The organism is Pelagirhabdus alkalitolerans, assembly GCF_900096905.1.
Classification (GTDB): Bacteria; Bacillota; Bacilli; order Bacillales; family Amphibacillaceae; genus Pelagirhabdus; species Pelagirhabdus alkalitolerans.
In genome coordinates, this window is sequence record NZ_FMYI01000004.1 from 66,866 (window position 1) to 90,724 (window position 23,859).

At 36.1% G+C, this 23,859-nt stretch carries 22 protein-coding genes; 8 read left to right on the top strand and 14 right to left on the bottom strand.

The annotated features are described in order from the left end of the window. Positions 1 to 16: 16 nt before the first annotated feature. The gene (locus BLR62_RS06525) at positions 17 to 877 is read right to left on the bottom strand and encodes a patatin-like phospholipase family protein (RefSeq protein WP_090794965.1); all 861 of its coding nucleotides are present in this window, start codon (positions 875 to 877) and stop codon (positions 17 to 19) included. A gap of 152 nt (positions 878 to 1,029) precedes the next feature. Here BLR62_RS06525 and BLR62_RS06530 point away from each other — a divergent pair, with 152 nt between their 5' ends. Next, positions 1,030 to 1,248, top strand: a complete 219-nt coding sequence (locus tag BLR62_RS06530; protein ID WP_090794968.1) for a YuzF family protein — start codon at positions 1,030 to 1,032, stop codon at positions 1,246 to 1,248. A gap of 10 nt (positions 1,249 to 1,258) precedes the next feature. Then, entirely contained in the window at positions 1,259 to 2,155 is an 897-nt protein-coding gene (locus tag BLR62_RS06535) for a manganese catalase family protein (RefSeq protein ID WP_090794971.1), read from the top strand. Here the strand turns inward: BLR62_RS06535 and BLR62_RS06540 are convergent. After that, positions 2,152 to 2,718: a TetR/AcrR family transcriptional regulator gene (locus BLR62_RS06540; protein ID WP_090794973.1), complete on the bottom strand. Its 567-nt coding sequence runs from the start codon at positions 2,716 to 2,718 to the stop codon at positions 2,152 to 2,154. The two genes, BLR62_RS06535 and BLR62_RS06540, sit on opposite strands and share 4 nt — an antisense overlap. A 197-nt stretch (positions 2,719 to 2,915) precedes the next feature. Here BLR62_RS06540 and BLR62_RS06545 point away from each other — a divergent pair, with 197 nt between their 5' ends. The 3 genes from BLR62_RS06545 (at position 2,916) to BLR62_RS06560 (ending at position 6,630) form a co-directional block, all read left to right on the top strand. Then, on the top strand, positions 2,916 to 3,551 hold the full coding sequence (locus tag BLR62_RS06545) for an FMN-dependent NADH-azoreductase (RefSeq protein ID WP_090794976.1): 636 nt from the start codon (positions 2,916 to 2,918) through the stop codon (positions 3,549 to 3,551). Between the two features lie 615 nt (positions 3,552 to 4,166). Further along, a complete protein-coding gene (locus BLR62_RS06555) occupies positions 4,167 to 5,129 on the top strand; it encodes an ABC transporter ATP-binding protein (protein ID WP_090794980.1) in 963 nt (320 codons plus the stop codon). Continuing rightward, the gene (locus BLR62_RS06560; RefSeq protein ID WP_090794982.1) at positions 5,113 to 6,630 is read left to right on the top strand and encodes an ABC transporter permease/substrate-binding protein; all 1,518 of its coding nucleotides are present in this window, start codon (positions 5,113 to 5,115) and stop codon (positions 6,628 to 6,630) included. Before BLR62_RS06555 ends, BLR62_RS06560 begins: the two co-directional genes overlap by 17 nt. A 52-nt stretch (positions 6,631 to 6,682) precedes the next feature. On the opposite strand, the gene BLR62_RS06565 is transcribed toward BLR62_RS06560, so the two are convergent. Then, positions 6,683 to 7,681, bottom strand: a complete 999-nt coding sequence (locus BLR62_RS06565; RefSeq protein WP_090794985.1) for a potassium channel family protein — start codon at positions 7,679 to 7,681, stop codon at positions 6,683 to 6,685. A gap of 146 nt (positions 7,682 to 7,827) precedes the next feature. On the opposite strand from BLR62_RS06565, the gene BLR62_RS06570 reads away from it, so the two are divergent. Continuing rightward, positions 7,828 to 9,093, top strand: coding sequence for an MFS transporter (locus BLR62_RS06570; protein WP_090794986.1), 1,266 nt, complete (start codon positions 7,828 to 7,830; stop codon positions 9,091 to 9,093). Between the two features lie 19 nt (positions 9,094 to 9,112). Here BLR62_RS06570 and BLR62_RS06575 read toward each other — a convergent pair whose 3' ends face one another. Continuing rightward, entirely contained in the window at positions 9,113 to 10,549 is a 1,437-nt protein-coding gene (locus tag BLR62_RS06575; RefSeq protein WP_090794989.1) for a glutamate--cysteine ligase family protein, read from the bottom strand. Positions 10,550 to 10,761: 212 nt separating this feature from the next. On the opposite strand from BLR62_RS06575, the gene BLR62_RS06580 reads away from it, so the two are divergent. Further along, positions 10,762 to 11,115 carry a SpoIIAA family protein gene (locus BLR62_RS06580; protein WP_176759239.1) on the top strand — a complete coding sequence of 118 codons (354 nt, stop codon included), beginning with the start codon at positions 10,762 to 10,764 and terminating at the stop codon, positions 11,113 to 11,115. Between the two features lie 34 nt (positions 11,116 to 11,149). Here BLR62_RS06580 and BLR62_RS06585 read toward each other — a convergent pair whose 3' ends face one another. The 8 genes from BLR62_RS06585 to heR all read right to left on the bottom strand — a co-directional run bounded on the left by BLR62_RS06585 (position 11,150) and on the right by heR (position 20,209). Continuing rightward, positions 11,150 to 11,755, bottom strand: a complete 606-nt coding sequence (locus tag BLR62_RS06585) for a GNAT family N-acetyltransferase (protein ID WP_090794994.1) — start codon at positions 11,753 to 11,755, stop codon at positions 11,150 to 11,152. A 22-nt stretch (positions 11,756 to 11,777) separates the two neighbouring features. Then, positions 11,778 to 13,121, bottom strand: coding sequence for an FAD-dependent oxidoreductase (locus tag BLR62_RS06590; RefSeq protein ID WP_090794996.1), 1,344 nt, complete (start codon positions 13,119 to 13,121; stop codon positions 11,778 to 11,780). A 55-nt stretch (positions 13,122 to 13,176) separates the two neighbouring features. After that, entirely contained in the window at positions 13,177 to 14,505 is a 1,329-nt protein-coding gene (locus BLR62_RS06595) for an MATE family efflux transporter (RefSeq protein WP_090794998.1), read from the bottom strand. A 251-nt stretch (positions 14,506 to 14,756) separates the two neighbouring features. Further along, the gene (locus tag BLR62_RS06600) at positions 14,757 to 15,206 is read right to left on the bottom strand and encodes a cupin domain-containing protein (protein WP_090794999.1); all 450 of its coding nucleotides are present in this window, start codon (positions 15,204 to 15,206) and stop codon (positions 14,757 to 14,759) included. 121 nt (positions 15,207 to 15,327) lie between these two features. Beyond that, positions 15,328 to 16,617, bottom strand: a complete 1,290-nt coding sequence (locus BLR62_RS06605; protein ID WP_090795001.1) for a chloride channel protein — start codon at positions 16,615 to 16,617, stop codon at positions 15,328 to 15,330. A gap of 502 nt (positions 16,618 to 17,119) precedes the next feature. Beyond that, positions 17,120 to 18,721, bottom strand: coding sequence for a xylulokinase (locus BLR62_RS06610; RefSeq protein WP_090795003.1), 1,602 nt, complete (start codon positions 18,719 to 18,721; stop codon positions 17,120 to 17,122). Positions 18,722 to 19,009: 288 nt separating this feature from the next. Beyond that, positions 19,010 to 19,390: a VOC family protein gene (locus BLR62_RS06615; protein WP_090795006.1), complete on the bottom strand. Its 381-nt coding sequence runs from the start codon at positions 19,388 to 19,390 to the stop codon at positions 19,010 to 19,012. A 27-nt stretch (positions 19,391 to 19,417) separates the two neighbouring features. Then, complete coding sequence (gene heR / locus BLR62_RS06620) at positions 19,418 to 20,209, bottom strand: heliorhodopsin HeR (protein WP_090795009.1); 792 nt, start codon at positions 20,207 to 20,209, stop codon at positions 19,418 to 19,420. Between the two features lie 192 nt (positions 20,210 to 20,401). Here heR and BLR62_RS06625 point away from each other — a divergent pair, with 192 nt between their 5' ends. Then, complete coding sequence (locus BLR62_RS06625) at positions 20,402 to 22,198, top strand: heme NO-binding domain-containing protein (protein ID WP_176759240.1); 1,797 nt, start codon at positions 20,402 to 20,404, stop codon at positions 22,196 to 22,198. Positions 22,199 to 22,254: 56 nt separating this feature from the next. Here the strand turns inward: BLR62_RS06625 and BLR62_RS06630 are convergent, their stop codons facing one another. Next, positions 22,255 to 22,650 (bottom strand): YbaN family protein, encoded by a 396-nt coding sequence (locus BLR62_RS06630; RefSeq protein ID WP_090795014.1) that lies wholly within the window; start codon positions 22,648 to 22,650, stop codon positions 22,255 to 22,257. Between the two features lie 14 nt (positions 22,651 to 22,664). Continuing rightward, positions 22,665 to 23,840 (bottom strand): dicarboxylate/amino acid:cation symporter, encoded by a 1,176-nt coding sequence (locus BLR62_RS06635; protein WP_090795017.1) that lies wholly within the window; start codon positions 23,838 to 23,840, stop codon positions 22,665 to 22,667. Positions 23,841 to 23,859: the final 19 nt, after the last annotated feature.

Genomic DNA, 23,859 nt, shown 5'->3' on the forward strand with positions numbered 1-23,859 from the left:
TCAATCATAGCCTTTATCAAACTGGATTAAGCTGTAGCCAATCCTTTAACCGGTCCACATGATCTTCTGCAGATTGGTAGCCAGCTCGATGTAATCCATTTAACTTTTCAGCATCTTTTTCAGCTCTTCCAACTTGTTCTTCACCTTTCGGACGAATAACAAGTGCATGTCCATTTTCTTCTAACTCATCAATATAATCAAGTGTATCATTATAGATTTGATGGCGTCTCTCTAATGCTTTTACGAGTTCCTTATACTTCGGATAAATAAGACGCGCTGTCATACGAGCTCGAAAAGGTTTCTTCCGGTAACCCTTAGGTCTTGTCAAAATAATGACATGACGTTCATTACCATCTTCAATTGATTTCTGTATAGGGATTGGATCAGCAATACCGCCATCAAGTAATGTATGAGAACCTAGATTAACAGGTTTACCGACTAACGGCAAGCTGCTAGAGGCACGTACTGCTTCAATTATTTGTTTGGATTCCGACTCCTCAAAATAAAGCGCCTCTCCTGTTTTGCAATCCGTTGTTGGAACAACTAAACGTTCTGCTCGCTGCTCAAACGTTTCAAAGTCAAAAGGCACAAGATCATTTGTAATGTCGTTAAATAAAAACTCCATGTTGAAGATCCCTTCGCCTCTTAGTAAATTCTTATAGTTAATATAACGAGGATCATTCGCATAATTAACATTGATATAGCGACTTCTGTCCTTTTGACGTGATAAATAAGATAAGGCATTACATGCTCCTGCTGAAACACCAATAACATATGGAAAATATAAATCGTGATCCATAAATCCATCCAAGACACCAGAGGTATAAACACCTCTCATGCCACCACCTTCTAATACTAATCCTGTATTTTCTAGCATGTACAACGCCTCCTACGTACTTGATAATTATTACCAATTATAACAGATTATTAAAACAAAAACGATCATTCTCTTACCATTCATCAAATGCATATTTGATGATCATATTGAATAGATATAGCTATGTTCATTTTAGAGAGGAGCGAATTAAAATGGAAAAGAACTACCCTTCATTTATTCATTTGATTGATAGTTATTTATATGAAACCTTGAAGCAATTAAACCAAAAAGAAGTCATTGTTCAAACGACTAAAGGGACGGTTAGCGGATATTTGAAAAAAGTGATGCCAGACCATATCGTTGTTTATTCTGGGGGATCTGATTTCCATATTCGGATCCAACAAATCGTTTGGGTGATACCGAAAAGATAGGAGGTTTGACATGTTTAAACGTGAAAACCGGTTGTTAATTGATTTGCCGATCCCGGAGCATGGAGATGCCAATGCAGCTGCGGCTGTTCAAGAATTACTCGGGGGTAAGTTCGGGGAAATGTCCACATTAAATAACTACATGTATCAATCTTTTAACTTTAGAAATAAACACAAACTTAAGCCCTTCTATGACTTAGTTGCTAGTATTACAGCAGAAGAATTTGGCCATGTTGAACTTGTCTCCACAGCGATTAACTTGTTATATAAAGGAACGACTTTTAACACTGGAGATCCTGATGTAACACCACTAAGAGAAGGCAAAGATAGCCGAAACACATACGGATTCATTCAAGCAGCTAATACATCACTGGCAATAGATTCAATGGGAAGTCCTTGGAGTGGCGATAACGTTTTTAGTAGTGGCAATTTAGTATTGGACCTCCTCCATAATTTCTTCTTAGAAGTAGGTGCTAGAACACACAAAATGCGTGTCTATCAAATGACTGAGCATGAAACAGCTCGGGAGATGATCGGCTATTTACTTGTTCGAGGCGGCACACATGTACTCGCTTATGCCAAAGCGATTGAAATTGCGACAGGAGTAGATGTTAAAAAGTTAGTTCCAATACCTGATTTATCAAATAGACGATTTGATTATGCTCGAAAGTTCGAAGACCAAGGATTGGGCAATATTCTCTATACATGGAATGATGTCGGTGATTATGTAGACATCAAACAAATTTGGAAAGGAAGAAACCCCGAAACGAATCAAAGGCTCGTCGTACAAGAAGGAGCACCAAAAGGCAGTAAGATCCCTGACTTAGAAGATTTACCTGAACAATTCGCACCGGGTATTGATCGTGATGATTACAAAAAAATCGCAAAACGATTATTAGAAAATCTCTAAACACTTCCTTTAGAAATGCTCATTAGTATAGGAATCGCCATCTGAACAAAATCTTCGGCTTTAGTTGACGAATCCTGTCGCCATTCAGTTAACATACCATGCAACCCGTGGCTTAATGCGACTGATTTTAACCGGTGAGATTGCTCACTTTCATGGGGAAAAACATCATTTAATAAGCGATAAAACTGATCAACCATTGTATCTTTAATCAATGCTTCGATTGTTGATTCAAACTGATCATAATTTTTTCTGCAATCATGCGAGAGTTTATCTTGAAAAGCCATCAACGCATAAAAGGTCTCTCTTAACATATCCTCGCTCACTTCATCATAAGCACTCAACTTATCAACCACACAAGCATTAAAATCTTCTTTAAAAGTCTGCTCAAATAAATCATATTTATCCTTAAAATGATAGTAAAATGTTGCCCGGTTGATATTCGCCTGACTTGTAATATCTTTTACCGTAATAGCGTGTAAATCTTTTTGGGTCGACAAATCGAACAGCGCATTCATCATTAATTTTCTCGTCCGAATAATTCTTGGATCTTTAAGTTTTCTCATATCATCTGATGCCTCGTTTTTATACAGTTTTTTAGTTATGTTGTTTTTACAATTATTCCGATTAATTGTTGGTTGTCTCGAATTAAAAATGAATTACACTAAAAATTATACAGTAGATTGATGCGTTTTAAAAAAAATTCTGCTCAAACTAGGTCAATCTTTTGTATAAATAGAGAAGATACATGGGGGATGTAAGCATGACAAAATTATTAGTTGTAAAAGCAAATAATCGACCTTCAGATCAGGCGATTACAAGCAAGATGTACGATACGTTCATGGAAGAAATTAATCAATTTGATAACTTAACAGTTAAAACATATGACGTATACGAAGAAGACACGCCATTTTTAGGTCAAGAATTATTTAGCGCTTTTACAAAAATTGAAGCACATGAAGCATTAACAGACACAGAACAACGTCTCATCAATGCTAAACAAAAAGCAATGGATTTATTTGAAGAAGCAGATGTAATTGCATTTGCCTTTCCACTTTGGAATTTAACCATTCCTGCTAAACTCCAAACGTTTATTGATTACATCTTTTCAGCCGGATTTACATTTAACTACGCTGAAGATGGTGGCATGATCCAACTAATGCCTGAGAAAAAAATCATTTTATTAAATGCAAGAGGTGGTGTCTATTCAACAAGTGACATGTCACCTATGGAAATGGCTGTTAATTACATGAAGACAACTTTCGGTGGTGTCTTCGGAATGGATATGATCGGTGAAGTTATTATAGAAGGCCATAATGCTGATCCAAGCCAAGCTGAAACGATTATTCAAAAGGGTTTAGAAGATGTTAAGAAGGTTGCACAAACCCTACAACACTAAAATTAACAAAACGCATGGACATAATTAGAAGTCCGTGCGTTTTTTAAATACATAAAATGATTAAAAAAAGTTGCGTAAACGAACGCTTTGCTGACATTTCGGGCACTTCACTCGATGTTTTCCTCTTTTTCGCTTTAACCGTAAAGTCGTCCTGCAGTTCGGACATGTTTTATAACGGTGTGTTCGAATGGTTAACACACGCATTTTCACCCGTTTGAAGTTCTTTTTTATCACCGTCAAAAACTTGAGTAAACGTTGATTTTCCTGATAGCGCTTCGGTATATTTTTAGAAAAAATGCGATAGATGGCCCAAATAATAATGAAAGACATTAAAAAATCAATCAATAAGAAGTCAACCCAACGACTAAAAAACAATAAGATAAAGTAGACGACCAAAGAAGTAACATATAGTTGATCAATACCATAACGCCCTTGCATAAACTTATGAAATTTCTCTTTTAATTGAAACAAAATCAAACTTCCTTCCTACTATTCTACAATCTCTATTAATCATAATCGAGACACTTTTAGACTGTCAATTTTATTTGATTGTTTTAAAGAGTGAAGAAAAAGGGTAACCATAATTAGTTAAACTGATAAACAGGAGGCACGCTCATGATCACATTTGATAATGTCACAAAAACGTTCCCCGATCAAACAACGGCTATTAATTCAATTGATTTGTCTATAAAAAAAGGTGAATTTTTTGTCTTGATTGGTCCTAGTGGGTGCGGTAAAACAACGACTTTAAAAACGATAAATCGTTTAATCCCCATCAGTGATGGTACGATTTTAATTGATGATAGACGTATTAGCGACTATAACATTAATGAACTACGATGGAATATTGGGTATGTTTTACAGCAAATCGCTCTTTTCCCTCATATGACGGTCGCAGAAAATATTGCCATCGTACCAGAGTTAAAAAAATGGTCAGCTCAATCCATTTCAAAACGAACGAGCGAATTGTTAGACATGGTTGATTTAGATCCGGATACATATAAGGATCGACTTCCTACTGAACTATCAGGCGGGGAGCAACAACGTATTGGTGTCATCCGTGCATTAGCCGCTGATCCAGATATTATTTTAATGGATGAGCCTTTCAGTGCACTAGATCCCATCACTCGGGAAAAACTCCAAGACGATATGATTCGATTACAACAAAATATAAAAAAAACAATTGTCTTTGTCACACATGATATTCAAGAAGCTGTGAAACTCGCTGATCGGATGGCCATTATGAAAAATGGCCAACTTGTTCAAGTAGGAACACCTGAACAGATTATCGATCATCCTGCGAATGACTTTGTTAAAACCTTTACGTCAAACCAAAAACACCACAATCACTTAAAAATTGAAACCTTTGTCCAAGAGACCGAACTTGATGTAGACTCACACGTTAGCATTTTAAAAGATCGCCCTCTATCTGAATTATTAAGGTTACTTCATGACCATGAAGAAGTCATCGTGCGTGATCAAGAAAAGGTCATTGGAAGTATTCATCGAAATCAATTGATTATTAAACTCGCCGATTATTATGAAAAAGGAGGCGAATTTAATGAATCAACTCATTAATACGTTATCTGATCGACAAGATCAGTTAATACAAGCACTTATTGAGCACATTCAAATTTCATTTATTTCACTGTTGTTCGCCGTTCTCATATCAATTCCTCTAGGGATTTATCTAACAAGACATGAACAGTTTGCAGAAAGTATCATAGGCGCTTCTGCTGTCATGCAAACCATTCCGTCACTTGCACTACTCGGTTTATTTATTCCACTTTTCGGAATTGGGACCGAACCCGCTATTGTGGCACTTGTTATTTATGCACTACTTCCTATTTTACGAAACACGTATACTGGAATTAAAGAAGTTGATCCGTCGTTAAAAGAAGCCGCTTTAGCTATGGGGATGTCTTTAAACAAGCGATTGATTAAAGTTGAGTTACCTTTAGCAATGCCTGTTATTATGGCTGGGATCCGAACGGCCATGGTTCTTATCGTCGGAACCGCCACTTTAGCTGCTTTAATAGGCGCTGGCGGATTAGGTGATATTATTTTACTTGGGATTGACCGGAACAATACATCGCTCATTATACTCGGTGCCATTCCAGCTGCAGCACTCGCCCTTATTTTTGACTTTATTTTACGTCAAATGCAAAAGCTTTCCTATAAACAATCTATATTTACTGTAATCGGTATGATTATACTGGCACTTATGCTAACTCTTTCACCGATTATTTTCTCATCATCGAGTGAAACGATTGTTATAGGTGGAAAATTAGGAACGGAACCGGAAATTTTAATTAATATGTACAAGGAATTAATTGAAGAAGAAACAGATCTAGATGTCCAATTGCGACCAGGATTAGGTCGTACATCCTTCTTATTTAGTGCGTTAGAAAACGAGGATATTGATCTTTATCCAGAATTCACCGGTACTGTTTTGAGTGAATTTCTAGATGAAACACCTGAAGTCAATGAAGCAGAAGCAGTTTTTGAGCAAGCAAGGGACGGCTTACTTGATCAATATAACATGCTCTTAATGGATCCTATGGCCTTTAATAACACCTATGCATTAGCGGTATCAGAAGAATTTGCAAATGCATATAATCTTGAAACCATTTCTGATCTTCAAGGTATTGAAGACCAAGTATCGGCTGGTTTCACACTGGAATTTTCAGATCGTGAGGATGGCTATTTAGGGATTCAAGAATTGTACGATATAGAATTTAATCAGCTACAAACAATGGAACCAAGCTTACGCTATAATGCGATTGAATCCGGTGACATCAATCTCCTTGATGCTTATTCAACAGACAGTGAATTGGAACGTTACGATCTCGTTGTTTTAGAAGATGACTTAGAGCTCTTCCCACCGTATCAAGGGGCACCACTTATGAGATTGGAAACAAGTGAGTCTCACCCTGATTTAGTGGAGGCGATCGACCAGCTAGCTGGACGCATTACAGATGACCAAATGCGGGAAATGAATTACCGGGTAGCGGTTGAAGATGAGAGCCCTAATCAAATAGCCATTGAATTTTTACTAGAAGAAGGCCTTCTTGAATAAAAGCCAAAAGCGATGCTTTGTTTATTTTGACAAAGCATCGCTTTTATAACGATCAATTCACCTTTTCATTTAAAGCTAACAGATCCTCTTCTTCTCCTAAAAAGATTAATACATCTTGTGGTCTAATTATATAATTATCTGCTGGATTAAATGAAATGTCATCAGTACCTTTTGATTTAATCGCAATTAACATTCCTTCTGATGATTTAAAAATCTCCACATCTTTTATCATTTCACCACACAAGCTGGACTCCGCACTGACAGTTATTTCATTTAAATTTAGATTTAAAGATCCGCTGTGAGTAATCGTATCTAAAAACGCCATGACAGACGGTTTTAACAACATGGATGCCATCCGATGCCCACCTATTTCATTAGGTGAAACGGTTTTATCAGCCCCTGCACGTATCAATTTTTCATGCGATGTATCCGTAATCGCCCTCGCAATGATTAGAAGTTGACGATTAATTTCTCTAGCTGTTAAAACAGTATATAAATTATTGGCATCCGTTGATAATGTTGTCACGAGTCCTTTAGCACTCTCTATGTTTGCTTCTTGTAAAATCGACTCATCTGTCGCATCTCCTTTAAGCACTAATAGTTTTTCCTCCTTTAATGCTTCTACTCGTGTTTGATCACATTCAATAATAACAAAATCAATTGCCTCTTTTTTTAGCGAATTAATGACATGACGCCCTGTTTCCCCAGCCCCACACACAATATAATGGTTTTTTAAATTCTTAATCGCTTCGTTCATTTTTTTATCCCTCCAAAATGCTCTTATGTTACCTTCTAAAAAGTAACTAACAATTGTTGAAGCTGCATACCCAATCACACCTATACCTAAAAAAATCAAAATCATCGTAAAGATTTGGGCTTCCGGTGTTAAATCGACGACTTCTCCATAACCGACTGTTGATATCGTAATTATGGTCATATAAAGAGAATCTAACAAACTAATATCTAATAAAATCCAATATGAAGTTGTGCCTAGTAGAACAATGAATGTTAACATGACGAATAATATGATGACTTTTCTTTTGTTTTTCATAGATTCTTCACCTCAAATTTCAGATAAGCATTTGATTGTCATTCTAAAAGCTTCTTATGTATAATGGTCTCTTGTATGCGAGTTTTACTATTATATAAAAATTTAATCACATCATAACATAGTTTATTGATTTTAGGAGTGGAAGCATGTCTACACAACAAGAAGTATCATTTAAACCTTACTTTAAAATAGCAACTGCTGCTAGTTTTTTAATGGGATCAGCTGCTATTATTTTTTCAGCATTAAGCTTTTTTGTTGAACCTGTTACAAGTTACTTTGGATTCTCAAGAACAGCATTTACGCTAACATTCACCATCACAAGTTTAATTCAAGTATTAAGCATGCCAATTATTGGACGTGCATTGGAACGTTTTAGCTTAAAACGTATATTTTTGGTAAGTGGTGCGACTTCTAGTGTCGGATTAATTGGTTATTCCTTTTCATCATCGATTATTAGTTTCTATCTCTTTTCATTATTGATCGGCATATTAGTTCCCGCTTTTACAGCACTAGGGTCAGTCGTTTTAATTAATCGATGGTTTGTTAAGAAAAAAGGAACTGTACTTGGAATTAGTGGATCTTTCACAGGTGTGTTTGGAGCCATATTTAGTTTAATTATTCCAAACTTTATTGAACAATTCGGTTTTCAAGCAGCCTATTTATTTTTAGGGATTACCTTAATTACAATTGTGTCATTAACTGTCATTTTCTTAGTTGATAATTCACCAGAATCTGTCGGACTTATAGCTTATGGAGCTAATGATGATGATCAACAATCTAAACACAGTATAGGAGAAACACCTAGCATTCGTTATCGTGATGCTATTAAATCTCCTGTTTTCTTTATGCTTTATATCGGTTTTATCTTAATCACTTTTATTGGCGCATTCCAACAACATTTACCTGCATTCTTCGGAGAAACAGGCCTTCCTTCTGATCAAGTTGGAACCTTATTTTCTCTATTAATGATCGCCCTTATTTTCGCCAAAATTATTGCGGGTGCCTTGAACGATCGCTTAGGACCACTGATGACCATCATGATTCACATTAGTTCAGCTATTGTAGCGTTTATATTATTGATCACCAGTACAAGCTACCTTATGATGATTTTAATGGTGATTCTCTACTCATTTGGCCTTAGCATTATGAACGTTTTATTACCATTATTATCTCACGAAGTGTTTGGACCAAGAGATTACTCTCAAATATGGAGTCTTCTAGCTACTGGGATTACAGTCGGCGTTGGTGTCGGAACACCTTTATGGGGAATGATTTACGACTTAACAGGGGCTTATACAATCGGATTATACGGTATGATTTTTATTTTACTAACCGTTATGACCTTATTTAATCTCGCTTACTTTAAATCAAAAAAATTAAAGCAATCCAATCAACACACTCAACATGTATAACGAAAAAAGAGCACTGATATCATTTAAGTGCTCTTTTTGTATGATCTAGCGCTAGATATAAGCCATAATCAATATAATTCATATTCAATTGATCCATGTCTCTTATAATTTTATTTGACGGTAATAAATGTGGTTTCTCTAATCTATCTTTATAGCGCTCAACTACCTGATTATAGTGAGGATCATTAAAAAAGGTTGCTGCTTTTTCTAACTTTTTAAATAGCTTATTTGCCCATGTTTCAAGTGTAACCGTCTCATGGTGGTTACTAAAGAGTTGTAAATTAGGTAAACGACCTAAAAGGGCAACTAACTGGTGATTTTTGCTTGCTCGAATCAATTCTTCTTCTGTTAGATCAATTGATTCATCAAATAAACAAAGCATCATAAACACATGTAAAAAATCAATTTGATCTGCTGTAATCCCATAAGGTGCATAAGGATTTAAATCTAATAATCTCACCTCTACATATTGAACCCCCGCTCGTTCAATTGCTTCTAAATTCGACTCACCCGACTTTTGGTTCGACTGCTTGAAACGAATCGGCGTATAAAATTCATTTTCATTCTGTATCAAACGACTATTTAATTGAACTTGCTGATCTTTATGATAAATGCCTAACGTTTGGTAATGCGCACTTTCTGTTTTTAGAATTTGCTTTAGATCATGTATGTAATCTTGTATCGTTCGATAAGAAACTTGATATTGACTGCTCATTTCAATCGGATAACCAAAACGACTTAATCGAATTGACGTCGCATATTTCTTTAAATTTTCTTTTTCATGGCATAGGTCATAACATTGTTTAGACAAATTAGAAAGTTCCTCTTTGATCACTGAATCATAACTTTCATGACAAACAGGTGATGCACCAAATAAATAGATTAATAACCAACGATAATCAATAAAACGTCTCGCTAAGCGCATGTACAAGCGATCTTTAAACCATTGATCCGATTCACCTGATTTTTTTTGATCGCTTAACGCATCTAATAAATCATGACCGATCGAAAAATTAAAGTGAACACCCGAAATCATCTGCAGCTTTTTGCCATATCGTAACGCTAATCCCTTCCGGTAGATTTCTTTTTCTTTTGCCTCATCTGATGATCCGAATTTAGCTATTGGTATGTCTTTTTCATCTGGTAAGATAGGTGGCATGCTAAAAGGCCATATCAATTCATTTTGTATTTTTTTCTCAACTTCCCCTCGAATCTTTACTAATTCACCTATAATCGATTGAGAAGATTGATAGGGCTCGGTCATGAATTCTAATTGATTTTCTGCAAAGTCAACAGTGACAAAAGGGTGATTAATTTTATCTGGAAATGGATGATTTGTTTTAGCAAGCTCACCATTTAAATTTGTTCGCTGACCTTCTATCTCAATGCCCATGTGCACATCTTTTAATAAAGACTGATCTTTCTCAGTCATCTGTTTTAACACTTTCTCATCCATCGGCTACACTCACTCTCTTTTTATTATCCTTTTTATTTCCCCTCTTCGACTTTATTCAAAACATGCTCGGTACTCGAACAAATTAATCTATGTATGACTTTAACGTAATAGTCCTTATTTCACAAAATCGATTTCGTTATTTTATTTATAACGTGTTTTAGCTTATTTATATATGGGTAAAAAATACAATGAGAGAAAAAGGAGGAGCAAGTATGTTAAAAAAATTGAATTCCAGTGAAGCTAATATTCTAGAATATGAAGTAACAGATGGTATGAGTAAAGCAGAAAACGATATGTTGCTAAGGGATCTAACACAGACAATGGACAAGTTTGGAAAAGTGAAATTGCTCGTGAAATTAAATGACATTTCCGTTACTGAAATGGAAGGGTTTAAAGAACGTTATATATTCGCCAAAGAGCACCTAGACAAAATTTCTAAATACGCTATTGTCACAGATATGAAAGTAGCTGAAGCCATTCAAAAAGTGATCGATCCTATCACAGAAATGGAATTAAAAACATTCCCACCTGAACGCGAAAATGAAGCAAGACAATGGCTTAGATAAAAAATAACGCCCTTTGAGTTAAAGAAAGATTAACTCAGAGGGCGTTATTGTTATTTCGGACCATTAAATATTGACCATACCATTTGTTGCGGTAACGGATATGACCATGCCTTTGAATTTCAAAGCGATGTTTCAAATAAAACTGAATAGCACGGTCATTCCGTTCATCTACTAACAAAGAATACATTTGGTTAGGTTTAGTAGTGATTAAATGACTCAAAACAAACGATCCAATTCCTTTGTTTTGATGGTCTGTATCAATGGCAAACAAGTGAATGTGTTGTTGGTTTTCAAGTGTAATTTCAGGTAAATGGCGCGCCATTTTACGGTAGAGACTGTAATGCTTATGAAATCCCCATACACCCAATTCTTGTTTTAAATGATCGTGACTTTTTTGATTGAGTGTCAAAGCATATTGAATTGGATAATCAATGACAACACCAATTAAATCCTGATGATGATAGACACCTTTCAAATAGTGGTGTTCAACAAAAAGTGATTTATCGTTTAACAGCGAGGCAAGCATTTTTTTATCATGAAATTTTGAAGACACACTAGACCAATTACTTTTACCTGCTACATACCAGTCGACTAACTGTTCAATAGGTGGAACATCATCTAATGCTTTAACCTCGATCATGTACTTACCTCCCGAAATACGCTTAGTTTATTGCATCAAATTTCTTCTCAAAAATCATACCAATAAAATGTACGGGATCTTTTGCATTTGAATAAGGAGGAGCGTAAGCGAGATCTAGATGGAAAAGATCTTCAACTTTAGCCATATAGCTTATAAGTGTCACAAACACATCAATTCGTTTGTCAACACCTTCTTTACCGATAATCTGAGCACCGAGAATCTGTCTTGAATGTCGATCAGCTACTGCTTTAATCCGCATCTTCTCGCCACCCAAATAACGGGGCTTATTCGCTTTCGTTAAATCAGCAACGACAACATCATATCCACTTTCAATAGCTGCCTTTTCAGTTAAACCTGTATTAGCGATGGTAAGATCAAATAATTGATAAATACCTGTGCCTAAATTGCCTTGGTATCGACTTGAACCACCCGTTAATGCATCACCTGCTATCCGACCCGTTTTATTAGCCGTTGAACCGAGCGGGCGGAAAACAGGTTGATGATTAATAGATAGAAACGTTTCAATACAATCACCGCACGCATAAACATCTTCCAAATTCGTTTGCATACGTTCATCTACTTTAATCGCTTTTGTCTCCCCTAATTCCACACCCATGTTAGAGGCTAACTGCGTATTTGGGCGAACACCTGTTGCAACAATAACGAGCTCAGCATCAATGTCTGGTGAGTCTTCTAATTTAACGTGATCTTGTTCAACGTGCGTGATCGTTGCATCTTTTAATATACGAAAGCCTTTATTCGTAATCAATTCTTCAAGATATTCCGCCATATCTTCATCTAAATTCGGTGTAATTTGAGGCATTTTTTCCACCACTGTCACATCGATATCATTTGCATACAGGTTTTCTAGCATTTCTAACCCAATGAATCCAGTTCCAACGATAACAGCCGATTTCGGTCGATGTTGGTTAATGAAATCAACAATTGAGCGAGCATCATTTGGATTTCTAAGTGTGAACACGTGTGATTGATCAACACCTTCAAGTGGTGGAACAAATGGTGATGCACCTGTTGCTAAAACCAGTTGATCGTAATGATCAGTAAAGGTATCACCTGTGTCTAAATTTTTCACTGTTACTTCTTTAGACTGGTGATCAATTGATTGGACTTCATGACGAACTTTTATATTTATATTATATTTTTCTTTAAAAAATGATGGATCCCGAGGTGTTAATGCATCCATATCCTCAACTTCCCCACCAATATAATAAGGTAGGCCACACCCAGAGTACGAAATATCTTGATCGCGTTCATAAATAACAATATCTAATTCCGGATCATTACGACTTGCTTTAGCAGCTGCAGATGTCCCCGCAGCAACAGCACCAATTACTACTAATTTCATTACCATCAGCCTCCATTTATAGCTTTAATCTTTATCTCATTAAGCAATTCCCCAATTAAGCGTTTCTCAATCGTTTGTCTTTTTTCTTTTCACGTGCAATTTGCCAAATGATAATTCCCATCATAATCGCTTCGGTCAAAACAAATGACAACCAGACACCTGTCATCATTAACCATTGTGCTAACACGATAATAATCGGTACGATCAAGACAAAACTACGGACAATTGATAATTTAAATGCAATCCCTGCTCGTTCAATCGCACTTAAATATGCAATTGAAATCATATTAAATCCCGCAAAGAAAAATCCAATAAAATAAATCATTAAACCTTCTTCAGCCATCCCATGTAAATCTGGATTTTGATTGCGATTGAATAAATCAATTAACGGATCAGAACCTAATGTGACAAACAAGTAAATCGTAAAAGCCAAAAGAAGGGATACAATCACACCGTACTGTAAAATACGTCTCATATCACGGTAATGACCTAAGCCAAACAAATGGCTGACAATAGGCTGAATACCCTGAGCCATCCCCGTATAGATCGCAATGACCACGAAAGATATATTGGCAATAATGCCATATGCTGCAACACCTATATTTCCTGAAATCCGTAAGATCACAAAGTTAAAAATTAAGATAACAATACCACTTGATATTTCTGTAATAAAGGCAGAAATCCCTAAAGCAATCGTTTTTAAAAAAACGTGTAAATGCCACTGTATTTTTTGAATTCTAAATGTATTTAATGGCGTTTTAAAATGGAAACTCAAAATCATTAAACTAACAATCGGGGTTGATCCTGTCGCAATTGCAGCACCTAACATCCCCATCTCAAAAGTAAAAATTAAAATATAGTCCATGACAATATTAAACAAGCTACCGACAAACATTCCTGTCATCGCAAGCTTTGGGTTTTTATCATTTCGAACAAATGCGACAAGCATATTGTTAAAAATGAAAAATGGAGAAAATAATAAAATGACTTGTAAATACGTTTGAGTCAAAATTAACGTTTCATCATTCGCGCCGGATAAGCGCGCTAATTCTTCTGAAAATATCGCACCAAGTACGACGAACACTAAACTTAAAAGACTAGCAAGTGTAAGCGCGTGATTAAATACACTTGTTGCACTTTGTTCTTTTTCTTGAGCACGTAATATCGTATACCACGTCGCACCACCAATGCCAATCAATAATCCAATGCCTGATATTAACGTAAAGATTGGAATGGCTAAATTTAGTGCAGCTAACCCTATTTCACCAATCCCGTTAGCAATAAAAATTGTGTCTGCTAGTATGTAAACCGCTAGTCCAATCATTCCGATTACATTTAGACTAACGTATTTTGAAAATGTCTTGAAATCTCCCCTAATCTCCATGTTGTCTGCCTCCTGCATGTCTTTTCGCTTCTATCCATTAAAAAGAGCACTTAATGCCGCGTTTTAAATGGCATTAAATGCTTGAAAATCAGAAATTAACTCGTCTTATTTAAAGCTTAATATAGCAATCCCCTCATTTATTGTCAACTAAAGTCGTTTTATTGAATCCACAATTTTTGAAGTATGTGAAACGAAATTTTTCTACATAAAAAAGCAACCACATAGGGTTACTTTTTTTGGACGACGTATTTTTAATGATGATGGTTATGATGATCGTGATCCGCTTCTTCTTTTGTTCGATGTAAGGTTCCCTTTTCATGGTGTGGAGGTGCATAAATAGAGTACAATGCTAATGGTGTTGCACCTACATTCACTAAATTATGCCAATATCCAGCCGGAACAAAAATGGCATCTCCACTTTTAACGTAACACTGATAGTACATATTCGATCGCGATGGTCCCATTTCAACCCAACCTTGACCCGATTCAATACGCAAAAATTGATCTTCTCGGTTGTGCACTTCTAGGCCAACTTCACCATATACCGGTATACACATTAAGGTTAGTTGCAAATGATCTCCAGTCCATAATGCGCGTCTAAAATATGGATTTTGACATGTTTGTTGCCGTATATTTGTCACATAAGGCTCACCACCAAAATCATATCGATTTACATGGTTAGAACACTTCGAATGATACATAGACTTCTTCCTCTCTATTTTTTCTACACAATAGAATATGGTTAAATGTCTCATTCGTGCATAAAATTCTTCTCAAAAAAAGCAGTTAGCAACTTTAGAGTTATTGCTAACTGCTTTCTATTTAGTCTTTCGTTTCAAAATAACGATCACTTTTTCTAAAATCTTTTGCAACACGGAAATCAGGATCATCACTACGCATATTAATATAGACCACTTTACGGTGACCTACAATATAACCAACAACACTTCCGATGACAGCTGAACCCCCAACTTGAAAACCAACCATCTCAATCAACATAATGGGTGCTGCAATCGGGACATTCGCTACACTCGCCAAGCTAGCTGTCATACCAGAAACCATAAGTGCGTTACTTAAGCCATTCGTTCCATCAACTAAGTAATTGCTCAAAATTCCACCAACAACTGCTCCAATAAACAGAGCAGGAATCACAAGACCTGCACTCCCCCTAAAACCAACAGTAAAAGATGTAGCTAACATTTTAGCAATCAAAATTGCAATTAAAAAACTTGTACCGTATGAATGCTCAATTAGGCTCTGAATAAAATCTGTACCTGTACCCGCAGCACTTGGATAATAAAGCAAAATAAAACCGGTTAGAATACCTCCTAGAATAGGTAAGTAACCTTCTAACCCATGTTTATTTAGCCAATCACCAAAATATTCAACTTTATGAAACAATTGCATAAACAATACAGAAATATAACCTGCAATAATACCTGCTAATATATAATAGAAAACATTCGTTGGTGTCGTTACATAATCACGCATCGCAAACATCGGGTTTGATGTCCCTAATGTACTGTATACAATAAAACCCATCGAAGATGACAATATAGCAGGAAACACATCACTATAATGTAGCGATGATTTATAAAGAATTTCAGCAGCAAAAATGCCCCCTCCAAGAGGTGAACGAAAAATGGCACCTATAGCTCCTGCAGCACCACAAACCGTTAAAATTCGATGGTCTTCTTTATCGATCCACTTCGATACCCGCTTCCACTTTGAAATAAAGTTAGCGGTACTTCCTCCCATCAAAAGCATCGGACCTTCTACACCACCACTGCCTCTAAAACCAATTGTCGAAGCCGAAGCGATCAGTTTTGCTATCCATGTACGACGCTTCACATGACCTTGATACAGGTTAACAGAGTCAATATACTTAGCTGAACCTGAACCAAAAACGTCTGGATCGAATTTATATAACAAAGTGACGATTACACCACCTATAATTGGTGCTAGGTGAATGGGAACTCGAACACCTAAGAAAGTCACCGCGTCAATTGCTGCATTTAATGCCAAAGCAGATAACCCTCCCCCGATACCGACAAGGGTTGCAAAGAACATCCACTTCATCATATATTTATTTCCATATCTCATTTTTTCCATTCTGTATAACACCTACTCTCTGACTCTGTAACATAACGATTCAAAATAAGAAACGTCATTATAACACATTCGCATAGACATTCAACGTATTTTAACACAAAAGTCATACATTTTGTTTTTTTATCATTTATAATCATATAAAGTTTATAAAGTATACTGAATACATTAAAAAGAGTCTGAGACAAAACAAAAATGAATATCTTAAAAACACGAACAATTCGATCAAAAGGGCGTCGCAATATGAAACAGACTCGCTTTTTAGCTCACGCGGCCTCAGCTAACTTTAGAAGCGAAGAACGCTTCTAAAGTGGATCTTCTCACTCGTGCTTTTCCCGCAAGAGTCTCGTCCATTTCAGATTGCTGTGAGATATGTAAACAAATAGCCGGACAAAAATAGTTAAAATACTATTTTTGTCCGGCTATTAAATTGACTTATTTACTTTTGTCTCAGACTCATTACATTGACTTATTTACTTTCATCTCAGACTCTTTTTATAAGTATCTATGCTTTTAAATAATCAATAGCGGCTCTTTCTATATCCAGCCCTTCTCTATAACGATCCATAAATACCTCAAAACCTTCAACGTCTTCTCGTTCTGGCTCTGTTGTTTCAATTGCTTCATTTTTAAAGACTTTATTGGTTAAATAATCATCTAAAGTTTCTGTTTCAGATTGTTGAACTAAATAAGCTGCTAGTAAAGCAATGCCGTATGCGCCACCTTCACCCGCTGTTTCCATGACAGAAACAGGTGTATCAAGTGAAGCTGCCATCATTCGCTTGCCGACATCTTTTGTTTTAAACAGGCCACCATGCCCTAGCATATTCGTAAGCTTAACGCCCTCTTCTTTTAATAGTAAGTCCATACCAATTTTCATGGCTCCTAATGAACTAAAGAGGTGTGCTCTCATAAAGTTTGCTAAATTAAAATGACTTTCAGGCGTGCGAACAAACAATGGACGCCCTTCTTCAAATCCTGTCATATGTTCACCTGATAAGTAACCATAAGATAATAAGCCCCCAGCATCCTTATCGCCTTCTAATGCTTTACGGTATAACGTTCCGTAGAGTGTATCCATATCAAGGTCTTGTCCCATCTCTTTTGCAAATTCACCAAACAAACCGACCCAAGCATTTAAATCAGATGTACAATTATTCGCATGCGCCATCGCCACTAAGTTACCCGTTGGCGTTGTCACAAGATCTAATTCCAGATAAACTTTTGATAGTTCTTTTTCCAACACTACCATCGCAAACACAGAAGTCCCGGCCGACACGTTTCCTGTTGTTGTCGCAATACTATTCGTTGCAACCATTCCAGTGCCTGCATCCCCTTCAGGTGGTGCTACCTCACTTCCTGGTTTGAGTGCACCTGTTGGGTCTAATAATTTAGCACCTTCTTCAGTAATTTTCCCACCACTTTCTCCTGCAACTCTTACCTCAGGTAATAGATCATTTAATGACCATGAAACATCCTTATCTTTAGTTAATTGATCAAAGGTTGTCACCATATTTTGATTAAACGATTTTGTGTTTAGATCAATTGGGAACATACCAGATGCTTCACCAACACCTAATACTTTCTCACCTGTTAATTGCCAGTGGATATAACCCGCTAATGTCGTTTGAAAGTGGATATCATTTACATGCTTTTCTTTATTTAAAATCGCTTGATATAAATGCGCAATACTCCACCGTTGTGGAATTTGATAATTAAATGTTTCAGTTAATTGCTTAGACGCTTCTTCTGTTATATTATTACGCCATGTTCTAAATGGGACTAATAGTTCATCATCTTTATTAAATACCATGTATCCATGCATCATGGCACTAAAGCCCATTGACGCAATTTCTTTTAATTCGACGCCGTAACGAGTTAAAACGTCCTCTTTCATATCTTGGTAACTAGTTTGTAAGCCTTTCCAAATTTCATCAAGCGGATACGTCCAAATGCCATCGATATATTGATTCTCCCAATCGTAACCACCTGAAGCGATTGGCTTGTGGAACTCATCGATTAAAACAGATTTGATACGCGTAGAACCTAATTCAATCCCAAGCATCGCTTTCCCTGACTCAATTGTACTTTTCACTTGTTCACTCATGATCCCGCCTCCAATAAAGTATCACTTATAATGTTTTTAACTATAATTTTTACTCAAAACTATATTCATACGTACAAGTTTACAGAAAAAAAGACAGTTATATAGTCTTTTATATTAAGATCATAACATTAAACCCGTTTTCATCCAATAGATAAAATGAAATTCAGCTAAAAATTAATTAACATGTTCGCATAAGTATACGTACTTAAAATTTTAAAAAACACTTATAATACACAGAAAAGAGTCAAAAAATCATTTATTAATGATCTTTTGACTCTTTCTCCAATATTACACTGTCAATTCAATTAAATTACCTTCAGGATCTTCTATGACACTCTCATAATAACCATCACCTGTTGTACGTGGACCATTTAGTAATAAAAACCCATCACTTACCAATTGATTGGTTAACGTATTTACCTGTTCTTTCGATCCAGTTGAGAATGCAATATGTGCCCAACCGATTAGATCGTTTTCGTTTGATTGTTTAAGATCTGGCTTTTTCATAAGTTCAAGTCTTGCGCCTGTATCAAATGTTAAGAAGTAAGACTCAAATTCCTTTTTAGCATTATAATATTTTTGATTCGATTGAGCACCAAAATATTTCTCATAAAAGGTACGCATACCTTCTAAATCTTGTACCCAAATCGCTACATGTTCAATGTTCAATTAACCAACACCTAACCTTTCATCATTTTACGGTTGCATCGCACCAAATAATACAAGCCAAGCTAAAATCGATTTAGCTACTAGACTGAGTATAATATAAATACGCTCTCCATATAAATAATCAGACCACTTACCGATCTTTTTGTATTGTAAAATCATATTGACTGGGAAGGTGTTAAATGCGATGAAATAAGTTACGAGAATCGCCCACACAAACCACGGCACCATATCAAAGTTCCCTGTACCAAACATATATAAGAAAATAGCAATCCAAGGTGCAACACCTGCGATTGACCCCCATATAAAGGGTCCCCAGTTAATATTCTTTTTGTCACGATTGGCATTAAGTTGTTCCATAACTAGGCCGAATAAGTTCATTGTTGCATTCACAACAAAAATCAGTAAAAGCGAGGCAATATCATAAATCCCGAATAACGTCGCAATTAAAACAATCATAATTGAAGAGCTTAACGCATATTCAAACCATCTAAACTGGTTGATCCCCAGCTTCAAATCACGATTGTAAATAGCATTCGTTTTCTTAGGTAATGCAATGAGTGCGTGAGCAGCTGCTGATATTAATAAAAATAAACTAACGCCAATACCAAATGGTAACTCAAATAATTCTGAAACAGCTACTTCAAGTGATTGTGTTTCCGGATTGAATTCTAGGTAAAATTGCGTGATCGTTGGTGTAAATTCTGAAATGGTTTGAATAACAGTTGTCGCTAAAAACAACATTAATAGACCTTGAATAAAGTGAAAAGCCCCCATTACTAAATTAAAACGTCTCAACTTCTCGAATCGTTGCTCGCTCATTCTTTCTCCTCCTCTAACTGACTTATGTAACTACTTAATTCCCTTTTTCACTTGATGCAAACCCTCCCTCCATTTTTTTAAATTGTGACAAAACGTTCACATATACAATTTGTCACATTTTGTTGTTTTTTCTTTTTAAAAACGCTAACATTGTTAGTTAGAACTAATCGTTTAGTATTAGGAGGAATGAACGTGAAAGGAACTGTTGTTGGAACATGGATTAAGACACTAAGCCGACTATATCCAGAAGATATTGTAAAAGAAAAAATGAGATTAGCAGGTATGGATCCCGAAAAAGCAATCTCACCGCTCGATAATATTGAAGATGATGTTGTATTTAAATTTATCACTGAAATTGCCAAACATTATTCAATGAATGAAGCAGCATTATGGGAAGCGATCGGAGAAGATAATATTCAAGCATTTTATGAAGGTTATGGCTCCTTTTTTAAGAAAGACAACCTCTTTCATTTTCTAAATTCAATGAATGATGTTCATCAAGTCGTTAGAAAGCGGATCTCAGGATCCAAACCTCCTATTTTAGACATTGAGATCGTTGGCAAACACGATGTTTTACTCGTATATCGTTCAAAACGTGGTATGTTTAGCTATTTACATGGATTACTAAAAGGTGCTCAAAAACATTTCAATGAGACCGTTCAAATTGAAGAAATTGAACGAACTCAAGAAGAAATGACGTTAAAATTAACATTTCCTTATCCAGTAAAGCGTTATAAGACCTATCACTTAAATAAATGGCTCTCCTTTGGGTTCATTAAAAGTATTGGTGCAAAGGCAAGTCTTGTTGGACTATTCGTTGGACTGATCACTGGCTTTTTCACCCAAGAACTTGAGCAATCTTTTTTTATCATCCCGATCATAACGACCTTAGCAACTTTTGTAACATTTAAAGGACTTGAGCGCCCCAGCAAAATACTTCATGATGAACTCAACAACTTAAATCAAAAACAATTTGTTGTCACGACAAAGATCAACTCTGGTCATGACTTTTACGAGCAATTCCACGACGCTTTAAATACTTATAAAGAAGCAATTCATGAAGACTTTATTGGTTTTAATAGTATGACAGAAGAAATGCAAGGATTTAGTGAAACGTTGCGCGGGATCTCTACGACGATGGATGATACAAGCAAAGATATTGCAGGTGTTGTTGAAGAACTTGCACATACAGCAACATCTCAAGCTGAAGAAACAGAACAAAGTGTCACCACACTACAAAGTAATATTGAAAACATTGAATCCATATCCAATCAAGAAAACCAAAACAAAAAAGAATTAGAACAGGCCTTATCAACGATCAAGCATTCCTTCAAAGGACTGGACGAAACCGTTGATCATCTATCAAACATTTTAACGGATTTTGAACAAGTGAAAGATGAAAGTTTAAGTTTGAAAAATAAAGGGCAAGAAATTGAAAAAATTGCAACGTTTGTTTCAGATATTGCCGATCAAACAAATTTATTAGCCCTTAATGCATCGATTGAAGCGGCTCGAGCAGGAGAAGCTGGTAAAGGGTTCTCAATTGTTGCTGAAGAAGTAAGAAAACTAGCAACTGAATCGGAATCAGCTGCTAGTAATATTAAAACAAACTTAGATGATTTTCTAACGGACATGGATGTAATGGTAGACCATTTTACCGACCAGTACACGATTGTTAATAAAGAAAGTCAAGTCATTGAACAATCGATTAACCAAACTGAATCATCTTATGAAAGAATTGAAACCGTAGCTGATAAGATGCTTTCATCGATTGAATCTCTACAAACACAGTCAACTGAAATCAACCGATTATTTGAAACGATTGAATCGTTAGCCGCTATCGCTGTTGAAAATTCTGCCTCAACAGAAGAAGTTAGCTCTAATGTGTCGAGTTACTCAGAAGAAATTCAAAAGCTAACCGATGGCATTGATGATTTTAAAAATCTTGTGAATGAATTTAAACACAGTTTATCAACCTATCATTTTTAAGAGATCGAATAGAAAAGCATTGACTAACACTTTCAAAAAGTGTCAGTCAATGCTTTTTAAACGTTTACGATTTCTTCTTTTGTCAGTGTACGCATTCTGGCTAAATAAATAGAGACACTTCCGCCCATTACGATTAAAAACACCGTAATCAGAAGCGAACGAAAGATGAGCATCGTTGGAATCATAGATAACCAGATTAAGCTGATCGCAGCTATTTTTGTCTTAAACGTAATCGCTCGATATGTGACATAACTTTTAATATAAGCGCCGAATAATCTATGGTTCAATAACCATACATACAATCGATTCGAGCTTCTAACAAAAAAGTAAGCTGACAACAAAAGGAATGGCGTTGTCGGAAGGAGTGGGACAACGATCCCCAAACTCCCTAAAACGAGCGTAAAAATGCCTATACTTATATAGAGATATTTAAGCAAACCTGTTGCCATCATCAACACATACTTTCTTAAGCTTTTGCTTTTTTCTTCTTGTTTACGAATGAATCGACGATTAAAGCAATCGCACCATCACCTGTAATGTTACACGCCGTTCCAAATCCATCTTGAGCCATATATAAAGCAATCATAAGCCCAGTTTGCGCTTCTGTAAAGCCTAGAATAGAAGAAAGTAATCCTAAAGCGGCCATAACGGCTCCACCCGGCACACCTGGTGCTGCGACCATCGTCACACCTAATAATAGAATAAACGGTAAGAATTCCATAAATTGCGGTGTCTGATCTCCGATAATGAGGACCGCAACAGAACAGGCTACTAATGTAATCGTACTACCCGCTAAATGAATCGTTGCAGAGAGCGGAATCACAAAGTCGGTCGTCTCATCACTTACCTGGTTTTGTTTAGTACTTCGATGTGTAACTGGGATCGTCGCTGCACTACTCATCGTTCCTAACGCTGTTAAATAAGCTGGTATCATATTTTTGATCGCTTTGAATGGATTCACACCTGTTCTAGATGATGCAATGCTATATTGAATGAAGATGTACCCAAAGTGCATTAATATGATTAAAATGAAAACTTGACCGAATACACCTAAAATATGAAATGCCTCTCCTGATGCTGCCATGTCTGCAAAAATACCTGCAATATGTAATGGTAACAATGGGATAATAATCTTTTTAATCGTTAAAACAATAATCTCTCGAAACTCATTCATCCCTTGATAAAGTAATGTGTAAGCTTTTTCGTGACGAATATAGTTAATACCTAAACCAAAAATAAATGCTGTGACTAATGCCGTCATCACACCCATAATAGCTGGAATCTCTAATTCTATAATCGGACTTAAACCCGGTGCTTCAGCGTCTGCTACCGATCCTTCTGTTACAATCAACGGAATGATAAAAATAGAAATAAAGAATGCAATAATCCCCGCTGTGATTGTCGAAGCATAAGCTAGTCCAGCTGTACCTGCTAATAATCGCCCTGCCTTTTTACCAAGATCTGCAATTCCTGGAACAATAAACGACACAATGATCAGTGGTACAATGTAGCCTAGAAATTCTCCAAAGATATGCGTAAAGGTATAAAGCGTATTGCCTATCCATTCAGGAAATTGAAATCCAATTAAAATACCTCCCAAAATCCCAATAATAAGCCGTGGAAGTAAACCTATTTTTTTCATAACAACTCTCCTTAACTCT

Excerpts from the sequence above, each read along its gene's own strand:
- BLR62_RS06525 (WP_090794965.1), bottom strand. The coding sequence starts at position 877 with ATGCTAGAAAATACAGGATTAGTATTAGAAGGTGGTGGCATGAGAGGT.
- BLR62_RS06530 (WP_090794968.1), top strand. The coding sequence starts at position 1,030 with ATGGAAAAGAACTACCCTTCATTTATTCATTTGATTGATAGTTATTTA.
- BLR62_RS06535 (WP_090794971.1), top strand. The coding sequence starts at position 1,259 with ATGTTTAAACGTGAAAACCGGTTGTTAATTGATTTGCCGATCCCGGAG.
- BLR62_RS06540 (WP_090794973.1), bottom strand. The coding sequence starts at position 2,718 with ATGAGAAAACTTAAAGATCCAAGAATTATTCGGACGAGAAAATTAATG.
- BLR62_RS06545 (WP_090794976.1), top strand. The coding sequence starts at position 2,916 with ATGACAAAATTATTAGTTGTAAAAGCAAATAATCGACCTTCAGATCAG.
- BLR62_RS06555 (WP_090794980.1), top strand. The coding sequence starts at position 4,167 with ATGATCACATTTGATAATGTCACAAAAACGTTCCCCGATCAAACAACG.
- BLR62_RS06560 (WP_090794982.1), top strand. The coding sequence starts at position 5,113 with ATGAATCAACTCATTAATACGTTATCTGATCGACAAGATCAGTTAATA.
- BLR62_RS06565 (WP_090794985.1), bottom strand. The coding sequence starts at position 7,681 with ATGAAAAACAAAAGAAAAGTCATCATATTATTCGTCATGTTAACATTC.
- BLR62_RS06570 (WP_090794986.1), top strand. The coding sequence starts at position 7,828 with ATGTCTACACAACAAGAAGTATCATTTAAACCTTACTTTAAAATAGCA.
- BLR62_RS06575 (WP_090794989.1), bottom strand. The coding sequence starts at position 10,549 with ATGGATGAGAAAGTGTTAAAACAGATGACTGAGAAAGATCAGTCTTTA.
- BLR62_RS06580 (WP_176759239.1), top strand. The coding sequence starts at position 10,762 with ATGTTAAAAAAATTGAATTCCAGTGAAGCTAATATTCTAGAATATGAA.
- BLR62_RS06585 (WP_090794994.1), bottom strand. The coding sequence starts at position 11,755 with ATGATCGAGGTTAAAGCATTAGATGATGTTCCACCTATTGAACAGTTA.
- BLR62_RS06590 (WP_090794996.1), bottom strand. The coding sequence starts at position 13,121 with ATGAAATTAGTAGTAATTGGTGCTGTTGCTGCGGGGACATCTGCAGCT.
- BLR62_RS06595 (WP_090794998.1), bottom strand. The coding sequence starts at position 14,505 with ATGGAGATTAGGGGAGATTTCAAGACATTTTCAAAATACGTTAGTCTA.
- BLR62_RS06600 (WP_090794999.1), bottom strand. The coding sequence starts at position 15,206 with ATGTATCATTCGAAGTGTTCTAACCATGTAAATCGATATGATTTTGGT.
- BLR62_RS06605 (WP_090795001.1), bottom strand. The coding sequence starts at position 16,617 with ATGGAAAAAATGAGATATGGAAATAAATATATGATGAAGTGGATGTTC.
- BLR62_RS06610 (WP_090795003.1), bottom strand. The coding sequence starts at position 18,721 with ATGAGTGAACAAGTGAAAAGTACAATTGAGTCAGGGAAAGCGATGCTT.
- heR (WP_090795009.1), bottom strand. The coding sequence starts at position 20,209 with ATGAGCGAGCAACGATTCGAGAAGTTGAGACGTTTTAATTTAGTAATG.
- BLR62_RS06630 (WP_090795014.1), bottom strand. The coding sequence starts at position 22,650 with ATGATGGCAACAGGTTTGCTTAAATATCTCTATATAAGTATAGGCATT.
- BLR62_RS06635 (WP_090795017.1), bottom strand. The coding sequence starts at position 23,840 with ATGAAAAAAATAGGTTTACTTCCACGGCTTATTATTGGGATTTTGGGA.